This window comes from Shewanella sp. 125m-1, assembly GCF_052977065.1.
Map to the genome: position 1 here is coordinate 1 of NZ_JBRILT010000069.1, position 19,011 is coordinate 19,011.

At 47.2% G+C, this 19,011-nt stretch carries 9 protein-coding genes; 5 read left to right on the forward strand and 4 right to left on the reverse strand.

Features of this window, described 5'->3' with window-relative positions:
- Nucleotides 1-378: 378 nt before the first annotated feature.
- Nucleotides 379-2,265 carry an alkaline phosphatase D family protein gene (locus ACVBIK_RS19890; RefSeq protein ID WP_447170357.1) on the reverse strand — a complete coding sequence of 629 codons (1,887 nt, stop codon included), beginning with the start codon at nt 2,263-2,265 and terminating at the stop codon, nt 379-381.
- A 341-nt stretch (nt 2,266-2,606) separates the two neighbouring features.
- On the opposite strand from ACVBIK_RS19890, the gene ACVBIK_RS19895 reads away from it, so the two are divergent.
- The 3 genes from ACVBIK_RS19895 to ACVBIK_RS19905 all read left to right on the forward strand — a co-directional run bounded on the left by ACVBIK_RS19895 (nt 2,607) and on the right by ACVBIK_RS19905 (nt 5,574).
- Complete coding sequence (locus ACVBIK_RS19895; RefSeq protein WP_447162375.1) at nt 2,607-3,908, forward strand: sensor histidine kinase; 1,302 nt, start codon at nt 2,607-2,609, stop codon at nt 3,906-3,908.
- A complete protein-coding gene (locus tag ACVBIK_RS19900) occupies nt 3,908-4,456 on the forward strand; it encodes a response regulator transcription factor (RefSeq protein WP_447162376.1) in 549 nt (182 codons plus the stop codon). The genes ACVBIK_RS19895 and ACVBIK_RS19900 overlap by 1 nt, the downstream gene beginning before the upstream one ends.
- Before the next feature lie 140 nt (nt 4,457-4,596).
- Nucleotides 4,597-5,574, forward strand: coding sequence for a sensor domain-containing diguanylate cyclase (locus ACVBIK_RS19905; RefSeq protein ID WP_447164565.1), 978 nt, complete (start codon nt 4,597-4,599; stop codon nt 5,572-5,574).
- Nucleotides 5,575-5,682: 108 nt separating this feature from the next.
- Here the strand turns inward: ACVBIK_RS19905 and ACVBIK_RS19910 are convergent, their stop codons facing one another.
- Nucleotides 5,683-6,597 (reverse strand): LysR family transcriptional regulator, encoded by a 915-nt coding sequence (locus ACVBIK_RS19910; RefSeq protein WP_447170358.1) that lies wholly within the window; start codon nt 6,595-6,597, stop codon nt 5,683-5,685.
- A gap of 99 nt (nt 6,598-6,696) precedes the next feature.
- Between ACVBIK_RS19910 and ACVBIK_RS19915 the strand changes: the two genes are divergently transcribed.
- A complete protein-coding gene (locus tag ACVBIK_RS19915; RefSeq protein ID WP_447162379.1) occupies nt 6,697-7,056 on the forward strand; it encodes a hypothetical protein in 360 nt (119 codons plus the stop codon).
- Nucleotides 7,057-7,097: 41 nt separating this feature from the next.
- Nucleotides 7,098-8,192: an alkene reductase gene (locus tag ACVBIK_RS19920; RefSeq protein WP_447162380.1), complete on the forward strand. Its 1,095-nt coding sequence runs from the start codon at nt 7,098-7,100 to the stop codon at nt 8,190-8,192.
- Nucleotides 8,193-8,269: 77 nt separating this feature from the next.
- Here ACVBIK_RS19920 and ACVBIK_RS19925 read toward each other — a convergent pair whose 3' ends face one another.
- Both ACVBIK_RS19925 and ACVBIK_RS19930 read right to left on the reverse strand, forming a co-directional pair.
- The gene (locus ACVBIK_RS19925) at nt 8,270-9,418 is read right to left on the reverse strand and encodes a putative sulfate/molybdate transporter (RefSeq protein ID WP_447162381.1); all 1,149 of its coding nucleotides are present in this window, start codon (nt 9,416-9,418) and stop codon (nt 8,270-8,272) included.
- A 274-nt stretch (nt 9,419-9,692) separates the two neighbouring features.
- Nucleotides 9,693-19,011: VCBS domain-containing protein (locus ACVBIK_RS19930; protein ID WP_447170359.1), on the reverse strand; the 9,319-nt coding region annotated here is incomplete at its 5' end.

The following is a 19,011-nucleotide window of genomic DNA, read 5'->3' on the forward strand; positions in this document are numbered from 1 at the left end:
CCTAGAACCTAGAACCTAGAACCTAGAACCTAGAACCTAGAACCTAGAACCTAGAACCTAGAACCTAGAACCTAGGACCTAAAACCTAGAACCCGCTAGCATTCAATTCCAGCATTTAACCTTTGCGCCATGAACAGCCTAGAGCACTCGCATGCTCGTTTCGAGGACGCTTCGCGGCTAGAGCGGACTTCGTCCTGCTATACAGTCAAAAGGCGACATAAATACCGACCTAAAAACAGGCATCGCTTTTATCTTCTCTTTCTTTTGCTTGTTGTCTTGGCTTTTCCGTCTTAGCTTTCTCGGCTTCTATCGGCCGTTAGGGCTTTGCTTTTGCCTAGGAACTAGGATCTCTAACCTGCTTTTCCTAAGACCTAGGTTCTAATGCCTCGGCGGTAAAAACTCGGTTTCACTCATGTCGGAATGTAATACGCCTATTTTGGTGGGGGCACCCGTTGCTGCAATCTCTACAATGCCAATACCACTATTATTAACTAAACGCTTGCTGCGCTCGCCATTGGGGCGTCTGCCTCGAATGGACATACGCTTGCGCTTAGTTAAAAAGTTAAGTGGCGAGAAGTGACCATATAGCCAGCCGTTAAATTTGTCGAAAACGGGGAGTAGCTTTTCTGGAAATTGATTCTTAAAGCCACTGCAGGTGATTTGGTAAATCTGTGGCCCACCATGACGAAAACGAATACGTACATCATAGCTAAACGAGTAATGCACATCGCCCGATAAGATGATGAACTGCTCAGGTGTTTTTCTGTGCTGAAAGATACTCAGTAAGGTATTGGCTGTGCCTGGGTGAGCCATCCAGTTTTCAGCATCAACCAGTAAAGACCCACCACAAAGCGTGGCGACTCGTTGTACTGTCTCAATCAGCTTTACGCCATACATAGGAGCTGGCGATACTATGATGACATTAGGTTGATTGACTAACTCCGCTTGAAACTCCATTAAGGCTTCCCAGTCCATTAGCCCTGATGGCTTACCTAGGTTCGACTCACTGCGCCAGCGTCGAGTACGGGTATCGAGCACTAACAGTTTAGGTGTGGTTTGTAGGCTGTAATGCCAATGTTCGAAGCTAAGTAATTTATCGATAAGGCTATCTTGGGACTCTGCATTGGGATGCTTAAAAAATCGATTTAACTCTGGAGTGATGTCGTTATCGAAACGCTTGGGCGCATTGCCAAGCCCTTGGAAAAGTGTGTAAGCAATCAGTGCATTACCTATTATTCGTTTTGAAAAAGCATGGTTGTATGCGGCGAGTTCCCATCTAGCTGTGAGGTTCCAGTCATCGGTGATATCGTGATCATCGAAAATCATATAAGTCGGCACATGTGCCATTAAGCGCCGAACTTGTTTTAAGCCTGCTTTAAACGCTAAAAGATGGGTCCACTCTCTCTGCCACCTTTGATTATTGACCTTGCTTAAGCCGATAACATCTTTTGGGATCTCAATGAGCTCCCAAAGCTCTGGTGACCAGTAGAGTAGGTAGAGCGCCATCAACTCATTGAGACTGACGAGGTGGTTTTCAGCGATTGATGAGGTAAAAATAGGATGGTTGATGTACCAACGAGCAATGAGCGTTTTAGCCTTGTATTGGGTTTTAGGTAATAAATGTGTATGACGACGATACATGGCGGCAGGCTGGTAACTAATATGGCTGGAGTCAGGCAGTGGAGCATCGACAAACTGTTCTTGCTGCAGATCAAGCAGCTTAATAACCTCGCCAATGGCATAGAGCATAGGCCCCGCAATATCATCAACATATACCTGATCTCCACTCATCATAAGTAATGCGGGGCGATCTGAAATCTCTTTACACTCTAGTAATTGGGTATCGGCGGCGACTAAGGCGTCACTGCTATGATGGTGTGCGTTACGGCATGAGCCGTGCATCAACTTATCGATTTGGGGCTTGATGGTAAACCGGCATGCTTCTTCTCCGGGATAGGTTAACCCATCAATCTGATGGAATAGTTCACCTATTTCGCTATCAAAAAGTCGATACTCAAGGGCGATATCTTTTGGTAATAGTCGGTCTTGAGACAGACGGAGCAGATATTGGTATGCGTGTTTCCCAAGTGGGATGCAGTGGACTTCACAGTCGTTTAACTCGCGGTCAAATTCGGCGCCAATTAACGTTAAACGTAACCTTGATAGAGGTTGTTTACTAACAAACCATAAAGTGAAGTGCTGCTCATCGCAATGGCGCAGCATTGGGCCAGCAATAATGAGCGGAAGAGAGTGTGCTGATGGCATTAAAACGCTCTGCAGTAAAAGTAAGCTTTCTCAAGAGTAAACCAGTGCTTAGCGGAAGAAAACCCCTTATGCTAGCTCGTCAATATGCTCGTTGATGTTTGAGTGCTTATGTATATTATTGCAGTGGCAAACTCTTTATTCCTGTGACTCCCGCCACAGATAACGCTCAACACCAGCGGTGTAGCGCATTAAGCTGTGAGCGACTTGCCAGTTTAGCGAGTAAAAGCACGTTATCTTTTAAGGTTGGAATCGCAACTGCCTTTGAGCAGCCAGCCTGCGTAACGCAATGGCTGGCTTAACGATAAAAATCGATAAAACAATAAAAATAAAGAATGATCATCATGATGAATACGCGCTTTAAAAACTTACTCATACGCAATCTTGGTGCCACCGATCAGCTAGCTTTGCTGAGATTCGGAGCGTTGCTATTGAAGATCGGCTTGACCTTTTTTGCTGCCGATACCTTTGGCTTATCTCTTACTAGCCCAGTCTTATACTGGGGGATGAGTTTAGAAGCGCTCTATCTAGGTGTTACTTTTTGGCATCGAGGTTCAATTGCTCGTCTAGATAATGGCTTTTTCATCGTCTTGCTAATCGATACCCTGTTTTGGATCTCCTGGCTTTATTTTACAGGCGGGGCAACGAATGCATTTATCTCTTTGCTGCTATTACCCATTGCTATTGCCGCGGTTGTTTTACCCCAGTGGGCCCCCTGGGCTTTGGCACTTTTGTCGACCTTTGCCTATAGTTTGATGATTTTTTCAGTGCCCGAGAGTCAGATGAAACACCATGGTATGGATATGAGCTCTCATTACCTTGGTATGTGGTTTAACTTCTTGATCTCGGCATTGGTACTGACCACCAGTGTGGCCTATATTGCTCAGCGCATGCGAAAGCAGGAGGTTGAGCTAGGTTATATGCGCGAGGCACAATTACGTCAAGAGAGGTTACTGGCGCTGGGGACTGCTTCAGCGCAGATGGCGCACCAATTAGCGACGCCATTAGCGAGCTTACGTTTGCTGGTGGATGAAGCAGTGGAAGAGCAGAGTAGTGAGCCTGAAATATTGCAAGAGATGAACACCGCCATCGTGCGATGCGAGCAAACACTCAACTCGCTGCGAATGGCAACAGAGTCTATTCGAGAGCAGAGACTGAGCTTGTTGACAGCCAATGAATTGTTAGCCACGCTGCAGCAGCAAGTATTGTTATTAATGCCTGAAATCACTTTAGAGCTGAAGTACCTCAAAACGCCAACAGATATCGCTGTTGATCAGGTTGTAATAAAAACCGATGCCAGCTTACTTCCAGCCCTACTGGCGTTGGTCGAAAATGCCAGCAGTGCAAGTTTGGCTCACATTGGTGAAGCTAAGGTGGTTGTGTCGGCGCTGATAGCGACAGAAAGTGACAGTTTATGTATTTCGGTTAAAGATTTTGGCGCGGGGATCCCCAAAGAGATGCAATTACAATTGGGGCGTAAGTTGATCGAAAGCGAAAGAGGGATGGGGATGGCATTGCTCCTGAGTAACGCAAGCTTTGAACGTTTGGGTGGACAGTTACTACTTGGCAGCGCAAAAGAGGGCGGCACGGTTGCTGAGGTTTGTTTTCCTATCAGCCAGAAAATGTTGACACAAGGAGCGGCATAATGACAAATAAGCTGCTTATTATTGAAGACGATACAGCCTTAGCCAGTGTATTAGCTCGACGCTTAACTAAGCAAGGATTCGAGTGTCGCCAGAGTCACGATGCCAGCCAAGGTTTATTATTAGCGAGGCAGTTTCGTCCAACTCACGTGTTGTTAGATATGAAGCTAGAGCAGGAGAATGGGCTAAAGCTTATTTCACCCATCAGGCAACTATTACCGAATGTGGTGATGGTATTGCTAACCGGTTATGCCAGTATCGCCACTGCTGTAGAGGCTATTCGCCTCGGAGCCGATAATTACTTGGCTAAGCCTGTTGATACCCAAACTTTGCTAAATGCACTATCAGCCACAGCAGTCGAGAATGGGAGCGAGCCCTTAACTGAAGAGCCATTATCACCAAAACGCTTGGAGTGGGAACACATTCAGCAGGTGCTAAATGCCAATAACGGTAATGTGTCTGGTACAGCTCGTCAGCTGGGAATGCATCGACGCACTTTACAACGCAAGTTATTAAAAAAACCTACGGCGGATCATCGTGAGGTGTCATAGCGTAAAGCTTAGCGTTTTGTAATGGAAATCGATTTTGTTTGGCATAGTGATGGTTTAAATGGGAGAGTTTCGGTGTAATGTATTGATGTAGGGTTATACTGTACGCAGAGTGGCATCAATACAGAAAGTAGCAATTATCTATGAAAAACTCCCCCGCTTTTGCGACCGATACTTTTTTGCTCGACAATCCTAATGACTTAATTTCGTTAGATAAGTGGCAGAAAACGGTTAATTTACTTGCCAAGTTGTTCGATGCGCCAGCAGGCTTCTTAGTGCAGTACACCAAAGAAGGTTTCCAAGTCACAATCTCCAGTGAGCAGGAATCTAACCCCTACGCTTCGGGTGTGGTCATTGAGCCAGAAGTAAACATTTTTTGCCGCAAAATAGTCGAGACGGGTCAGGCATTATACGTCAACAATGCTGTGTTAGATCCTTGCTGGGATAGCAACCCTGAAGTCCATAATGATGGCTTTCGCTCTTATCTTGGCGTACCGGTGTTTTGGCCTTGTGGTACAACGTTTGGCACGTTCTGCGTGATGGATTATAAAGCGACTGACTATCAAAAAACTTACATTGAATTGATCGCTCAGCTTAAAGAACTTCTAGAGTCGGATCTTGCCTTAATTGGTAGCTATGCGCAGATGCAGCAATTGGCCATCACCGACTCACTATGCAACATCAACAATCGACGTGGTTTTAATATATTGGCGGAGCAACGTATTAAGCTTGCCAAACGCACCAATAGTTTGCTCTGTTTGCTCTATCTCGATATTGATCAATTTAAGGCCATTAACGATCAACATGGACACGGAGTCGGCGATGCTGTTCTACAAGAGGTTTCGCGGGTATTAAGCTATACGGTACGTGAAGCCGATGTCATTGGCCGCTTTGGTGGCGATGAGTTTGTCGCTCTGGTAGCGATAGAAAATGGCGTAGGATTAGACAAGCTGAAGCAACGCCTTATTGCTGCCTTTGAGCAATGCGATTACTCTGAAAAATTACCCAGGTTTACAGTCTCTATAGGTAGCTGTGTGGTAGATGAGTCTATCGATATTGAGCAACTGCTAGATGCCGCTGATCAGGATATGCTTAAACGTAAACAATGCCCTGCTGGATAAAATAAATCTTGAGTCACTCAGGCGATAAATGCTGTGGATATTCAGTTTGCCGTTAAAGGGAGCTTGTTAGCTTTGTTATGCAAAATGTTTGCTAAGGTTAGGAGTGCATTAACCCTGCAGCGGATACAGTTTGGCAAATGTTAGCGACTTTTGCCTTAAAAAGTCGATAACACTTCTCACTTTATGGCTGGGGTAATTCGTTTGTAAGTACACCAATTGCAGTGGCGTATTTACCGCCAGGTGTTCAGGAAAAAGTAAGACTAATTTTCCTTGATGCACTGCCTTAGCCACATCAAACCAGCTTTTGTAGGCTACCCCTTTTCCCGCTAAAGCCCAGTCTTGAATTACCGCGCCATCGTTACAGCTATTGCTTGCTTTTACTGCTACTTCGTACTCTTTTCCCTTATGACTAAATAGCCATTTATGCCAAGGTGTTATGCCGCGGGTAAGGATTAGTGTTTTGTGATTAATCAGCTCTTTGGGATGCGAAGGAACACCGAATTTTGCCAGATATTCGGGAGATGCTACGGCGACTCGCGGCATCATCGCCAGTTGGCGCCGCATTAAGTTTGAGTTCTCTAGCTGACCATAACGCAAAGCTAAATGTACATTCTGGCTGATCAAATCAGCCATTTGATCGCTGAAATATAGGCTTAACCTTAGTTCTGGTGCTTGTTCACAAAACTCATCTAACCACTCTCTAACCAAGTTGCGACCAAGATCTGAGGGGAGGGCTATTTTTAGCTCACCTTTGAGTTCTCCACGATTATCGGCTAAGACTGCTGCTGCGCTATCGAGCAGCTGTATTGCTTCTCGGCCAGTTTCAATAAAAACATGGCCCTCTTCAGTGAGTGTCATCTGCCGTGTAGAGCGGGCAAATAGCAAACAATCCAACTTTTTTTCTAGACGTTGCAGCGCAGCACTGGCCGCTGCAGGTGTCATACCGAGTTCTCGCCCTGCGGCAGATACACTTTGTAAGTCGGCAATACGGATCGCAAGTTGTAGATCGTTGAGATGATACATATCAAATATTTTTTGAAAATGATTTTAATACTAGCCTAATTATCAAAATAAGTTAACGGGGATAGACTAAGAACATTGATGGGACGCTGGAGACGCACAATGGCAATTCGCTTTAATCATCTCAATATTGTGGCTGCTGAAAACAGCAAACTGCAACATTTGCTGGTGGACATCCTAGGGCTGAATGTTGGCTATCGACCGGAGTTTCCCTTCGGCGGGGCTTGGTTGTACCAAGGTGATAAAGCCTTGGTACACATTATCGAATCTAAGCGTGTACAGACTTGTGAATTTGGTCATATTGCTTTTGACGTGGATATGAATTTACCGGTGTTGACTCATCAACTGAACCAATTATCACTTAAATACAATGTGCGTCAGGTACCTGATAGTGCAGTGCTACAGGTTTTTATCAAGCTTGATAAACTCGTTATAGAGCTACAAGTTATTGATGAAAAATAGCAATAATTATTGGGTACATTTACGCATCATCAGGAGCTATTATGAGCCTTTTCACCCCTTACAATAAATCATCATTATCGCTGAATAATCGTATGGTTATGGCACCTATGACGCGCTCGAGAACAACCCAGCCGGGTAACACTCCGAATAAAATGATGGCCACTTACTATGCCCAAAGGGCATCAACGGGTTTAATCATTAGTGAGGCGACGCAGATCTCAGCTGATAGCCAAGGCTATTCGTTCACTCCTGGTGTTTACACGCAGCAGCAAATCAGCGGTTGGCAATTAGTCACAAGTGCTGTGCATCGAGCGGGAGGCAAAATCTTTAATCAGCTATGGCATGTGGGTCGAGTATCACACCCGGTGTTTCAACAGGGGGAAGCGCCAATCGCCCCCTCTGCCATCAAACCGACAGATACTCAGGTTTGGGTGGTCGATGAAGCACATCCAGATGGTCAGATGGTGGATTGTCCGACGCCAAGGGAGATGGGGCAAACCGATATTGAGCGTGTTGTTGCTGATTTTGCTCAAGCGGCTACAAACTCGATTGATGCGGGTTTTGATGGGGTAGAGATCCACGGTGGTAATGGTTATTTAATTGATCAGTTCTTACGCACAAATTCCAACCATAGGAGCGATGCATATGGTGGTTCACCACTAAAGCGGGTTCAGTTTCTTTTAGATATTGTCAGCGCGGTCAGTGAAAAGATAGGCTCAGACAAAGTGGGAGTTCGCCTCGCACCGTTCGTTACCTTTAAAGATATGGCCTGTCCGGAAATCGTTGAGACGATTTTACTGGCGGCCCAAGAGCTGGGCAAAATGGGGATTGCTTATGTGCACCTTTCAGAAGCTGATTGGGATGATGCTCCGCAGATCCCTGAGCGTTTTCGCATCAAGCTAAGACAAGTGTTTAGTGGCACCATTATTGTGGCAGGGCGCTATGATGTAACGCGTGCCAGCGCGGTGATTGAAAAAGGTTATGCCGATCTTGTGGCCTTTGGTCGCTCATTTATAGCCAACCCAGACTTGCCTTATAGGTTGCAGCATCAACTACCCTTAGCGGAGTTTAACAAAGGCCCACTGTTTGGCGGTGGAGCAGAAGGTTATATCGATTACCCAGCCTATAGCGACTAGCTAGGTTTATCGGTTAATAACCAAAAGGACGCTTATGCGTCCTTTTGGTTCAGAGTGGCTGCAAATAACAACTGACTTTAGTGCCTAAGGTCGGAATACAGATGCCATTGGCGTCGGCCCATCTCCAGCACAATACCCGTTGCTAGGCCTGCTGCGGTATTGACCAGTAAGCAGAGCGCTGCAGTGGCTAAAATTACGAAAATACAGAAAGGCTTACCGTCGATAAAGCGCTTAGACCAAGCTAGCTGTGTGCCTGCTATCGCCAGCAAACTACCTAATATCGCCAATGGGATCAGCGACAAAATAGACGCAATCCCCTGGCCCCAAAAAGCGGCGATGAGTAAACACGTTGAGCCAAAAATAGTAGGGGCTAACCAGGTGCGGGCGCCAAAGTGGTATTGCACTGCAAGGCCGCCAGCGCCGTGGCACATGGCGCTGGCACCAAACGGAGCGAGTAATAAATTAGCCCAGCCTGAGCTAGTGGCAAAGCGTTCTGGTGCAAAATTATCTTTAGCATCTTCAGGGAATTTCTCTTTCGCCATCGCAGAGGTGGCAATCACAGCATTGGTTAAGGTCAGTGCCAGTTGTGGCAGCACAAGTAAGCCCGCAGCAGAGCTCCATTCATCGATGCTTGGCCAGCTTAACAGCCATGGCGAATATACTGAAAGGTTAAAGCTTGGCGCAGTGCCACTATTGAGCTGCCAGAGAATTCCCAGCACCAAGACTAGCGGCATCGCAAAGTAACGCATAGGTAAAAACTGGCTGGCAAATAATGCAGTAAAAGCGACAAAACCAATCAGCCAGGTTTGGCTCATCATCTGGCCGCCGAGCCAAATAAGTTGCAGGCCAATGGCTAATTGAATACCAATACTGATGGCGGGGGATAACTGTTTTGCCATCCAAGTTATTGCGCCACTGTAGGCTAGCACTAATAAAATGATCCCCATCAACATACCACTGGCTTGCAGCATACCTGGGGTGAGTCCTTGGGCAATCACTAATGCGGTGATCACTTTCATCGGTTGGATTGGAATTGGGCGGCGATAATAAAAAGCGGTAAATAGTGCAAATAAGCCAAAGCCCATAAAGATCCCTTGTGGGGAGAAATGGTTTAAGGCGATAAGGCCAAGCACTAACGGGAGAAAGGTACCTAAGTCGGCAAAGGCGCCGCTAAATTCCCCTGAATATTTGTTGAGGGTGTCAAAGGGTGTTGTCTTACATCTCATAAAGCTTGCCGTAGGAAATAGTCACTGGGACATCGCAAGATTAATGCCAAGAATTTAATGACAAATACGCCGTAAAAGCCGATTGAGTAAGCTATATTCCAACGCAATAGAGACAAGTTGGCACATGCCGCTCAATCTTATGGTCAATAGGTCTAATATTCATGAGTGTTTAATTACCTCTTTAGTGATATTTGGTAATAGGTTGGAGGCAAAAAAGCAGTGGTAGGGTGACCACTGCTTTTATCGGTTCACGGATTGCTGTGACATCGGATCTTTAAAGCTGATTATGCATATCGTTCAAAGCTTGATGGAGTAGATCATCATCGTTTGCTTGATCAACGCCTTGATGTTCAATAGCATCATCAAGAGTGGTTAAGTCGTTATGGTGTACATCATGCTTATCGTCATCTAGCAGTGGGTTGTCAAACGCATCGACTTGATTGGTATCAAGCATATCGGCATCAGGTTCATTGCTGGTGAGTACCTGCATTTCGGGCAAATCATTCATCGATGACGCAGCGCTTTGTGGCGCGAGATCGTGATGACTCATACCGACCATCTGTAGATAGTGATCGATAGGCTCTGACGCTTCGACTTGGGCGGCGGGGGCTTGCTGCTCTGCTGCTGGGGCTTGCTCTTGAGGGGGAGAGCTTAAATCGTCGCCAGTATGAGTGAGCGTATTATCTGCCTGTACTAAATCATCTGCCTGCACTAAATCATCAGCCTGCATTGGATCATCAATAACGACATTAATCACAGGATCGTCTTGAGGGGCATCACTCGCTACGGTCGCAGGTGATGCTGGGTGGCTAAAGGTCGGGGTGACCGTCATATCGAGCACTTCTGAGCCTAATGTCAGTTTTCCACTGTTGCCGGGCCCGTGGCTTAGTATGCTCACTTGAACATGCATCACCACATCATCATGGTGTGAACCTTGTAGCGCGACTTCGAACCTATCTTCATGTACGCCTACATTTTGCGCCGAGCCATGGGGCCCTGTATGGGTATTGGCGTGCTCTTGATAACTCAACTGCCCTGTTTTGGGGTTTATCGATAAGGTGCCCCATTGGCTGGTATAGGAGGTTTGATAGTGGCCATTAACCAATATTTTCCAACCTTGCTCGGCAACTGGAACTGGGGTTTGGGTTGGCAGTAACGTCGGTGCGCCCAAAGATGCGCCGATATGATGGCTGCCAGGTGGGGCTGTTACCACTATGGGGTCTGGCTTTGCTCCAGCGGCGATATTGAGTGCTGAATTAACGTTACCGTACTCATCAGTCATTATGGCTTTGACTATACTGCTTGGCGCCACTTCAAGGGTAATACCGTGGGCTAAACTGTTGGCATCGAGCACATGGTCGACGCCATTAATATTAAGGTGTTCGCCCACTTGGGCATCAGCTGCGGCATGCACTGTGGCGGTAATTGTCCCTGTATGGCCTTGAGCAATTTCTGCTTTACTGTAGACATTATCGCTGCCAGGGCTTTCAAAGGTAATACTTGGCATACCCACCTGTGTATCGGTGGCATAGTGCAAGACTTGGCTGGCGCTAGCTGAATTACCTGCTGTATCTGTGGTGGTTACGCTTGCTGTGATTGATGCGTTGGAGGCTAGCTCTGCGCCAGCGATATTAACGCTAAAGTGACCGCTATGATCAACCGTTGCGTTATAGCTATGTTGCCCGACAACTAAGCTAACGATATCGCCTTGATGTGCATCACCACTGACTTGACCTGTCACGCTAATATCGGTACCACTCTCTTGTGCGTTGATAACATTATCGCTGGTGATGGGATCAAGCTGAATTGCTGCATTTGCCTGAGTATCAAGGGTAAAGGCTTGTGTGCCCGTCGTGGCGCTGCCGAGATTACCGGCGCTATCTGTGGTGATAACAGTGGCTTCAATAGAGTGAATGGGTTGCTGCCCCGTCGCATAAATACTGTGGATATTCGCTTTAATTAAAGTCTGTGCAGGAACGGCAATAGAGTAATGCCCTTGAGCATCGACGGAGCCTGTAAGTGAGCTAATTGTAGCGCCATTGATGCTTAAGCTAATAGCATCTCCGGTATTAAAGTCACCACTGACTTGGCCGCTGATATTAATACTTTGTCCTGACTCTGCGAGATTAATTATGTTGTCGGCGGTGACTGGATTTACGCTGATATGAGGGATTGGGTTTTGAGTATCAACCAGTAAATGGGTGGTTATTTCTGGTGTTACGTTACCGGCAACATCAACTGCGCCCACCTTAATGGGATAGTTTTTATCGGCGGCCATATGGCTTTGGTGCTCGGCTGCGTTGAGCGTTAGCTGCCAAGTTCCGTCTGCTTTCACGGTTGCAACATAAACACTATTATCATCTAACTTCACATAGACCTGATCGTCTGCGGCAATGTTAGCGCTTGTGCCTGTGATCACGAGAGGTTGATTATTCTCAACGGCATTGAGTGCATTATCTTTTGAGATTGGGTCAACAGTGACAGTGACTGGCGTGGTATCTAAGGTATAACTAAAGCTGGTGGCTGCCGAGGTATTTCCGGCAATATCAGTTTGCCTCACTTGCAGATTATTTTGGCCCTCAATAGGCGTGAACTGTGTCGTCCAGCTATGTCCGCCATCGATAGAGTATTCCAGTTTAGCGCCTGCTTCAGTGGCAATATTTAACTGGCCATCTTTAGTGATGAGATCGGCAGGTTGCCACGAATGGGCGCTGCTATCATGTTGTAATGCAACACTGGGCGCTGCGACTTGATTGTCTAAAGTAAAGGTGAACTGGGTGCTTGGCGATACATTACCCGCAGGGTCAGTTTGCCTCACGCTCACAGTATTGTGCCCTGACACTGGGGTAAAGCTTTGGCTCCATGTTTGACCATTATCCATTGAATATTCGACGTTGGCACCTTGCTCTTGGCCTGTAATAGTCAATGAGCCATCGTTGCTTATATGATCACCAGCAATGCCCGAATCGTGAGTCAGGGATAAGGTTAATGCCGCAGCGGTTAAATCTGCTGTTGGCGCTGTCTCGTGGGTTATTGATGAAACATTGCCTAAGTGATCGGTGACACTTGCGGTAACTGTGGCGCCGGGGGCAACTTCTATCTCGACTTTGCCAGCTAAAAATTCGGCGTTGCTGATTTGATGGCTATTGCCGTTAATCGTGATGCTATCAATGGAGCCCATATCTGCGGGGAGTTGAACCGTTGCTGTGACAGTGCCAGCCGCTCCTGCTGCCACCTCCTGTACATTGTAGATATGATCGCTGCCTGCTGTTTCAAAGCTTATGCTTGGCGCATTGGCATGAGTGTCGACGCTGAAGCGATCAACTATGCCTGCTGCACCTGATGGTGTTTGGTTGCCGGCATTGTCAGTTGCTTGAATATAGGCGACGTAATCACCATCAGGTAAGTTGCTTGCATCAACACTGTAGCCACCTTTGCCATCTAATGTGGCATGGAGGGTTTCAATGATTTGACTGCCTTGCTTCACTACAATATCAACTTGCGCCGTGTCTAAGCTGACACTGCCGCTGAATGTCGGTTGATGGTCTGCTTCAGTCTTCAAATTAACCTTCGCGATAGTGGGCGCGGTGTAATCGACTTCAATCGTTAGGCTTGATTGGCTTTGATTACCAGCCGCATCAGTTGCTGCGACACATATTGAATGTACGCCTTCAGCTAAGTGACTTGTCGTGAGCTGGTACGTCCCGCTAGCGTCGGCATTTCCTGTTGCGACAATGGTGCCATGCTCATCGGTAATGGTTACCGTTGAGTTGGCTTCTGCAATACCTGTAATAACGGGCGTGTGTTCATTGGTCAGGTTATCGTGATCTGATATGCCAGAATCGGAAGTTGCTGCTAAGTCTACATTCGGTGCAGCCGTACTGGTGTCCACTTTGATATCGAGTAGTGGCGAAACGACTGGTAACAAGGATGATGGTGCTAATGCTTTGGCAGATAAATTATGTGTGCCGTCATTCAGGCTTGAAAGGTTGGCAGTGTAATCACCGTTGGCATCAGATAGTGCATGGCCAACAGGGGTATTACCATCGTAAATAGTGACCTTAGAGAAAGGAACATCGGTAGTGCCGCAGATACTGGGCGTATTGTCATTGCTTAAGTTGTCAGTATTTGAAGCGCCACTGTCACTGGTCGTGGATAAATCAAGGCTCACCGCATTCGCTGGTGGGGTATTGCTGCCCGTTGGTAGACTCGGCGCGCTTGCCGTGATCAAGGGCGGGGTGGGGACTGTTGCCGTTACATGGGGCTGATTTCCGCTAGTGCTGGTGACTTGACCATTGGCATCGAAGGTCATGAACTTAGACGTTTCTGCGCCATGATTATCGGTTACTTTAACTTCAAAAACGTCTAAACCGTGGTAGGTATTCGTGGCACTGTTGTAGCTCATTCCAGTAATGGAAGCATTGGGGTTATAACTGTATGCTCCCGTCGTTGAGTCGACACTCAGATCGCCAAATTGACCATGAGCGCTAACCACTGAGAAGGTGTGCGTATCTTGAGTATCGACATCGGTTGCAGTTAATGTTCCTGTGGTTGGCGTAGTTTGCGCGACCGTGAGTGCAGGATCATCATTGGTGCCTGTGATAGTCACGCTGATAATTTGTTTATCTCCGCCCTGGGTCAATACCTCATATTGCACCGTTTCGGTTTGCCCCTCTGCAAGATGTTGGATATTGGCATTGGGTACCGAGTAGGTCCAATCTCCCGCTTTGCCTATTGAGAGTGAACCACCAAATTGATCGCTTATAGCATGGACATTACGGCTAGAATGGAAATGATCCTGCCCTGCATCTGGATCTAACACATTGAGCACGCCTGTGGTGTATACGGTGTGCAGTGCATCCCCTTGTACATGGTGGTCTTCGGTAACCGAGCCTGACTTGTCACCTGTTATTATTGCAGCATCATTAATTGCAGCTAAGCTGGTGTTAGCCGACGCGTGTGTCACGCCGCGGTGGGCATCTAAGACGTCATAATCGAAATGGACTTGGCCGTTGTAGTCTTTTTCAGGATGGAAAGTAAACGTACCGTTTGGGTTGGCTGTAATAGTACCGTGGTCAGCAGTTAAATTAGCAATACTTAGCTGGCCTGCATCATTGTCATCAACGTCAGTGGCATTGGCAATAAGCTCGGCAGTGCTCAGTTGTATATCGGTATCTTCCGTTCCTTGGCTTAGCTGCACTTGCGCTGAAACAACGGGTGCATCATTGGTGCCATGGACTGTGACTGTAATATTCTGATGTGCGCTACCGTCAATAGATTCAACGGTAAAGGTTTTTTGGTAGCTTTCCCCCGACCCTAAATGCTGCAACTTGTCATTGTCTATGGTGTAAGCCCAGTTACCTCTGGCATTAATAAAGAAATGACCGCCCTCTGGGGTGGTAATATTCTGTGCAATAAAACCTGCTTGGTCATGGTCGGGATCGATAACATGTAAATTACCGCCGCTGTATATCTGATTGGTCGTATTTCCGAAGGAGGTGTGATCTTCGTAAACATGATTATCAATGCTGGAGTAGGGTGCCACTTCAATTCTTGCTTGATTATCTTCGCCAGTCACCTTCACCATAATGGTTAGCTTCTGACCGTCGTTGGTTTCTACTTCGTACGGTATCTCCATCGACTCGCCAGCATGCAAACTACTGATGAGATCGTCCGCATGGCGATTTCTAGCGCCTTCTAACCTAAATTGATAAGACCCATCGGGCCAAACATCAAGATGGCCCGGCGCATAACCTTGGCCTAAATATTTACCGCTAAAGACAAATTGAGTTTTATCACCGCTATCGGGATCCAGTAGCTGCAGGTTGCCTTTGTACGTTTTAAATTCACTATCGAGCGCTTGGTTTTCGGTGAGTTGAATTACATTAGATACAAGCGCTGCTTTGTCATCGGTTCCTTGAATCGTTAAATCTGCTGTTTGCTGGCTTTGGCCGCCATGACCATCATTGACAAGGTATGAAACGGCAATTTTAAGTGATTGACCACTAGCAAGGTGGTTATAGGCTGGGTTTGTCGCATCAATCATTAAGGTATGACCATCAGCAGCCAGTGATAGGCCGGATGGTAATTGTGTTGTGCTTGGAGCGCCATCGATAGAGTAAGTCAGTTGCTCGATATGAAGTGTATCGCCCTCAATATCTGTAGCGCCTGTAAGCAAGTCTAGATTATGACTTGCCCCTTCTTTGATGCTATCGGTTAATGGCGCAACATCTGGATTATCATTGATAGCGGTTAAAGTGGTAGATGCGCCTGTATGAGTCATTCCACCGTGAGCATCTTTTACGTCGTAATTGAAATGCACTTGGCCGTTATAATCTTTTTCAGGACTGAATGAAAAGCTGCCGTCTGTATTGATCGCAATAGATCCATGATCTGCATGCAGGTTGGTAATGGTGAGCAGTCCGACATCATTGTTATCGACATCGACAGTATTTTGTAGCAGTTGCGCAGCAGTGATGGTTTGGCGAGTATCTTCAGTGCCCGCATTAAGCAGCACTTCTGACGAGCAATAGGGACGATCATTACTGCCATGAATGGTAATGACGATATCGTGCGAAGTGCCATCTTTTGAGTGAACAGTAATCGTGTCGGTTAGGCTTTGGCCTTCGCCGAGCTGGTCAATCGCGGTGCCGCGAGTTGTGGGTCTCGCACCCATAGCGGCTCTATGCCCAGCATCAGCATGATAATGCCATGTGCCATCGGTGAGTAAGATTAAGTCTCCATAGGTGCCGTGGTAGTCGTAACCATTGCTGCCTTGGCGTTCAAATCCTGACTCGCCAACATCGGGGTCTGTTATGGTCAGCTTGCCATCAGCATAAAGTGTGGCATTGCCAAGTGTGGCTATTCCCGGTTGGGCATGGTCGGGTGACATATCGACACCCGCGGTATTTTCGGATATCGAGCCAGTATCAACGCCACCAATTTGCGCTTTATCGTCAGTGCCGTTAATGGTTACTGTGATTTTTTGCTCGGTGCCATCGACGCTGTGAACAATGAGAGTATCGGTTAATGACTCACCTGATTTGAGCCCTTGAATAGCCGCTTGCGAGTTATCCGCGGTGTAAGTCCAGTGACCTAAGTTATTTATGGTTAAAGCACCAAACTGACCTTGCAAGGATGTTGCTGCAAACTGATTTTGTCCCGCATCGGCATCAGTCACGCTCAGCGCGCCATCAACGCGAAGCTGGCCACCATGAACGTCTTTGTCTTCCGTTACAGAAACTGCGGAAGTGCCTGCTATGATTGCTTTATCGTCAGTGCCGTTAATGGTGACGTTAATCTTCTGCTCGGTGCCATCGACGCTGTGAACAATGAGAGTATCGGTTAACGACTCACCTGACTTGAGCCCTTGAATGACCGCTTGCGAGTTATCCGCAGTGTAAGTCCAGTGACCTAAGTTATTTAAGGTTAAAGCACCAAACTGACCTTGCAAGGATGTGGCTGCAAACTGGTTTTGTCCCGCATCGGCATCAGTCACGCTCAGCGCGCCATCAACACGAAGCTGGCCACCGTGAACGTCTTTATCTTCCGTTACAGAAGCAGTGGAAGTGCCTGCTATGATTGCTTTATCGTCAGTGCCGTTAATGGTGACGCTAATCTTCTGCTCGGTGCCATCGACGCTGTGAACAATGAGAGTATCGGTTAATGACTCACCTGTTTTTAAGCCTTGAATAGCCGCTTGCGAGTTATCCGCGGTGTAAGTCCAGTGACCTAAGTTATTTATGGTTAAAGCACCAAACTGACCTTGCAAGGATGTGGCTGCAAACTGGTTTTGTCCCGCATCGGCATCAGTCACGCTCAGCGCGCCATCAACGCGAAGCTGGCCACCGTGAACGTCTTTGTCTTCCGTTACAGAAGCTGCGGAAGTACCTGCTATGATTGCTTTATCGTCAGTGCCGTTAATGGTGACGCTAATCTTCTGCTCGGTGCCATCAACTGAGTGCACTAGCAAAGTATCGGTTAACGACTCTCCCGATTTGAGCCCTTGAATGACTGCTTGTGAGTTATCCGCAGTGTAAGTCCAGTGACCTAAGTTATTTATGGTTAAAGCACCAAACTGACCTTGCAAGGATGTTGCTACAAACTGGTTTTGTCCCGCATCGGCATCAGTCACGCTCAGCGCGCCATCAACGCGAAGCTGGCCACCGTGAACGTCTTTGTCTTCCGTTACAGAAGCTGCGGAAGTGCCTGCTATGATTGCTTTATCGTCAGTGCCGTTAATGGTGACGTTAATCTTCTGCTCGGTGCCATCGACGCTGTGAACAATGAGAGTATCGGTTAACGACTCACCTGACTTGAGCCCTTGAATGACTGCTTGCGAGTTATCCGCGGTGTAAGTCCAGTGACCTAAGTTATTTAAGGTTAAAGCACCAAACTGACCTTGCAAGGATGTTGCTGCAAACTGGTTTTGTCCCGCATCGGCATCAGTCACGCTCAGCGCGCCATCAACGCGAAGCTGGCCACCATGAACGTCTTTGTCTTCCGTTACAGAAACTGCGGAAGTGCCTGCTATGATTGCTTTATCGTCAGTGCCGTTAATGGTGACGCTAATCTTCTGCTCGGTGCCATCGACGCTGCGAACAATGAGAGTATCGGTTAATGACTCACCTGATTTGAGCCCTTGAATAGCCGCTTGCGAGTTATCCGCGGTGTAAGTCCAGTGACCTAAGTTATTTAAGGTCAAGCTACCAAACTGACCCTGCAGAGACTCGCTAATAAATTGGTTTTGCCCACTATCGGGATCGAGCAGACTCAGCTGGCCGTCGGTATGAAGAAAGCCAACATTTACATCGGTATCTTCGGTTAGCGATGCGCTGGATACGCCGCTAATTTTGGCGACCTCATCGGTACCGTGGATAGAGATAGACACAATTTGGCTAACAGGTAAGCCAGAGCTATCAGTTGCTGTGACTCTAAATGTTTCGCTGGCCACCTGTCCGGCGTGGAGGCCGAGGGTATGCGCTGAGCTGTTGTCCAACTGATACTGCCAAACACCACTTTTTTCATCAATTAGGAGCTGGCCATATTGGCCTAGAGACTGAGGTACAGCCCAACTGAGGCTATCACCATGGTCTGGATCCGTTGTGAGTAACTGACCACTAACGGTATCAACATTGCCCATCTCATTTAGACTAGCAGCGTGCAGGCCTGAGATGGTCGGAAGGTCATTGCTGCCCTCAACTTCAACACTGATGACAGAATTAACTTTGTGTCCTAGGTTGTCAGTCGCTGTGATGGCAAATTGTTCAGTATGCTGCTCACCTTCAGATAGTGCGTTGGTTTGGGCTGAATGATTGTTTAGGTGGTAATGCCATTGTCCTGTGCTCGCATCTACAACGAGGTCGCCATATTGACCCTGCGAGTGTTCGGTAGACCAGGTGACAGAATCATTGCCTGTACCGTGTGCTTGAAGTTGTCCATTGACCGTATCAACAATCCCATCTTCTTTAACTTGTTGAATTTGTTCTTGACTATCTACTTGTAACAGTTTTTCATCAGTGCCAGTGCCAGTGCCAGTGCCAGTGCCAGTGCCAGTGCCAGTGCCAGTGCCAGTGCCAGTGCCAGTGCCAGTG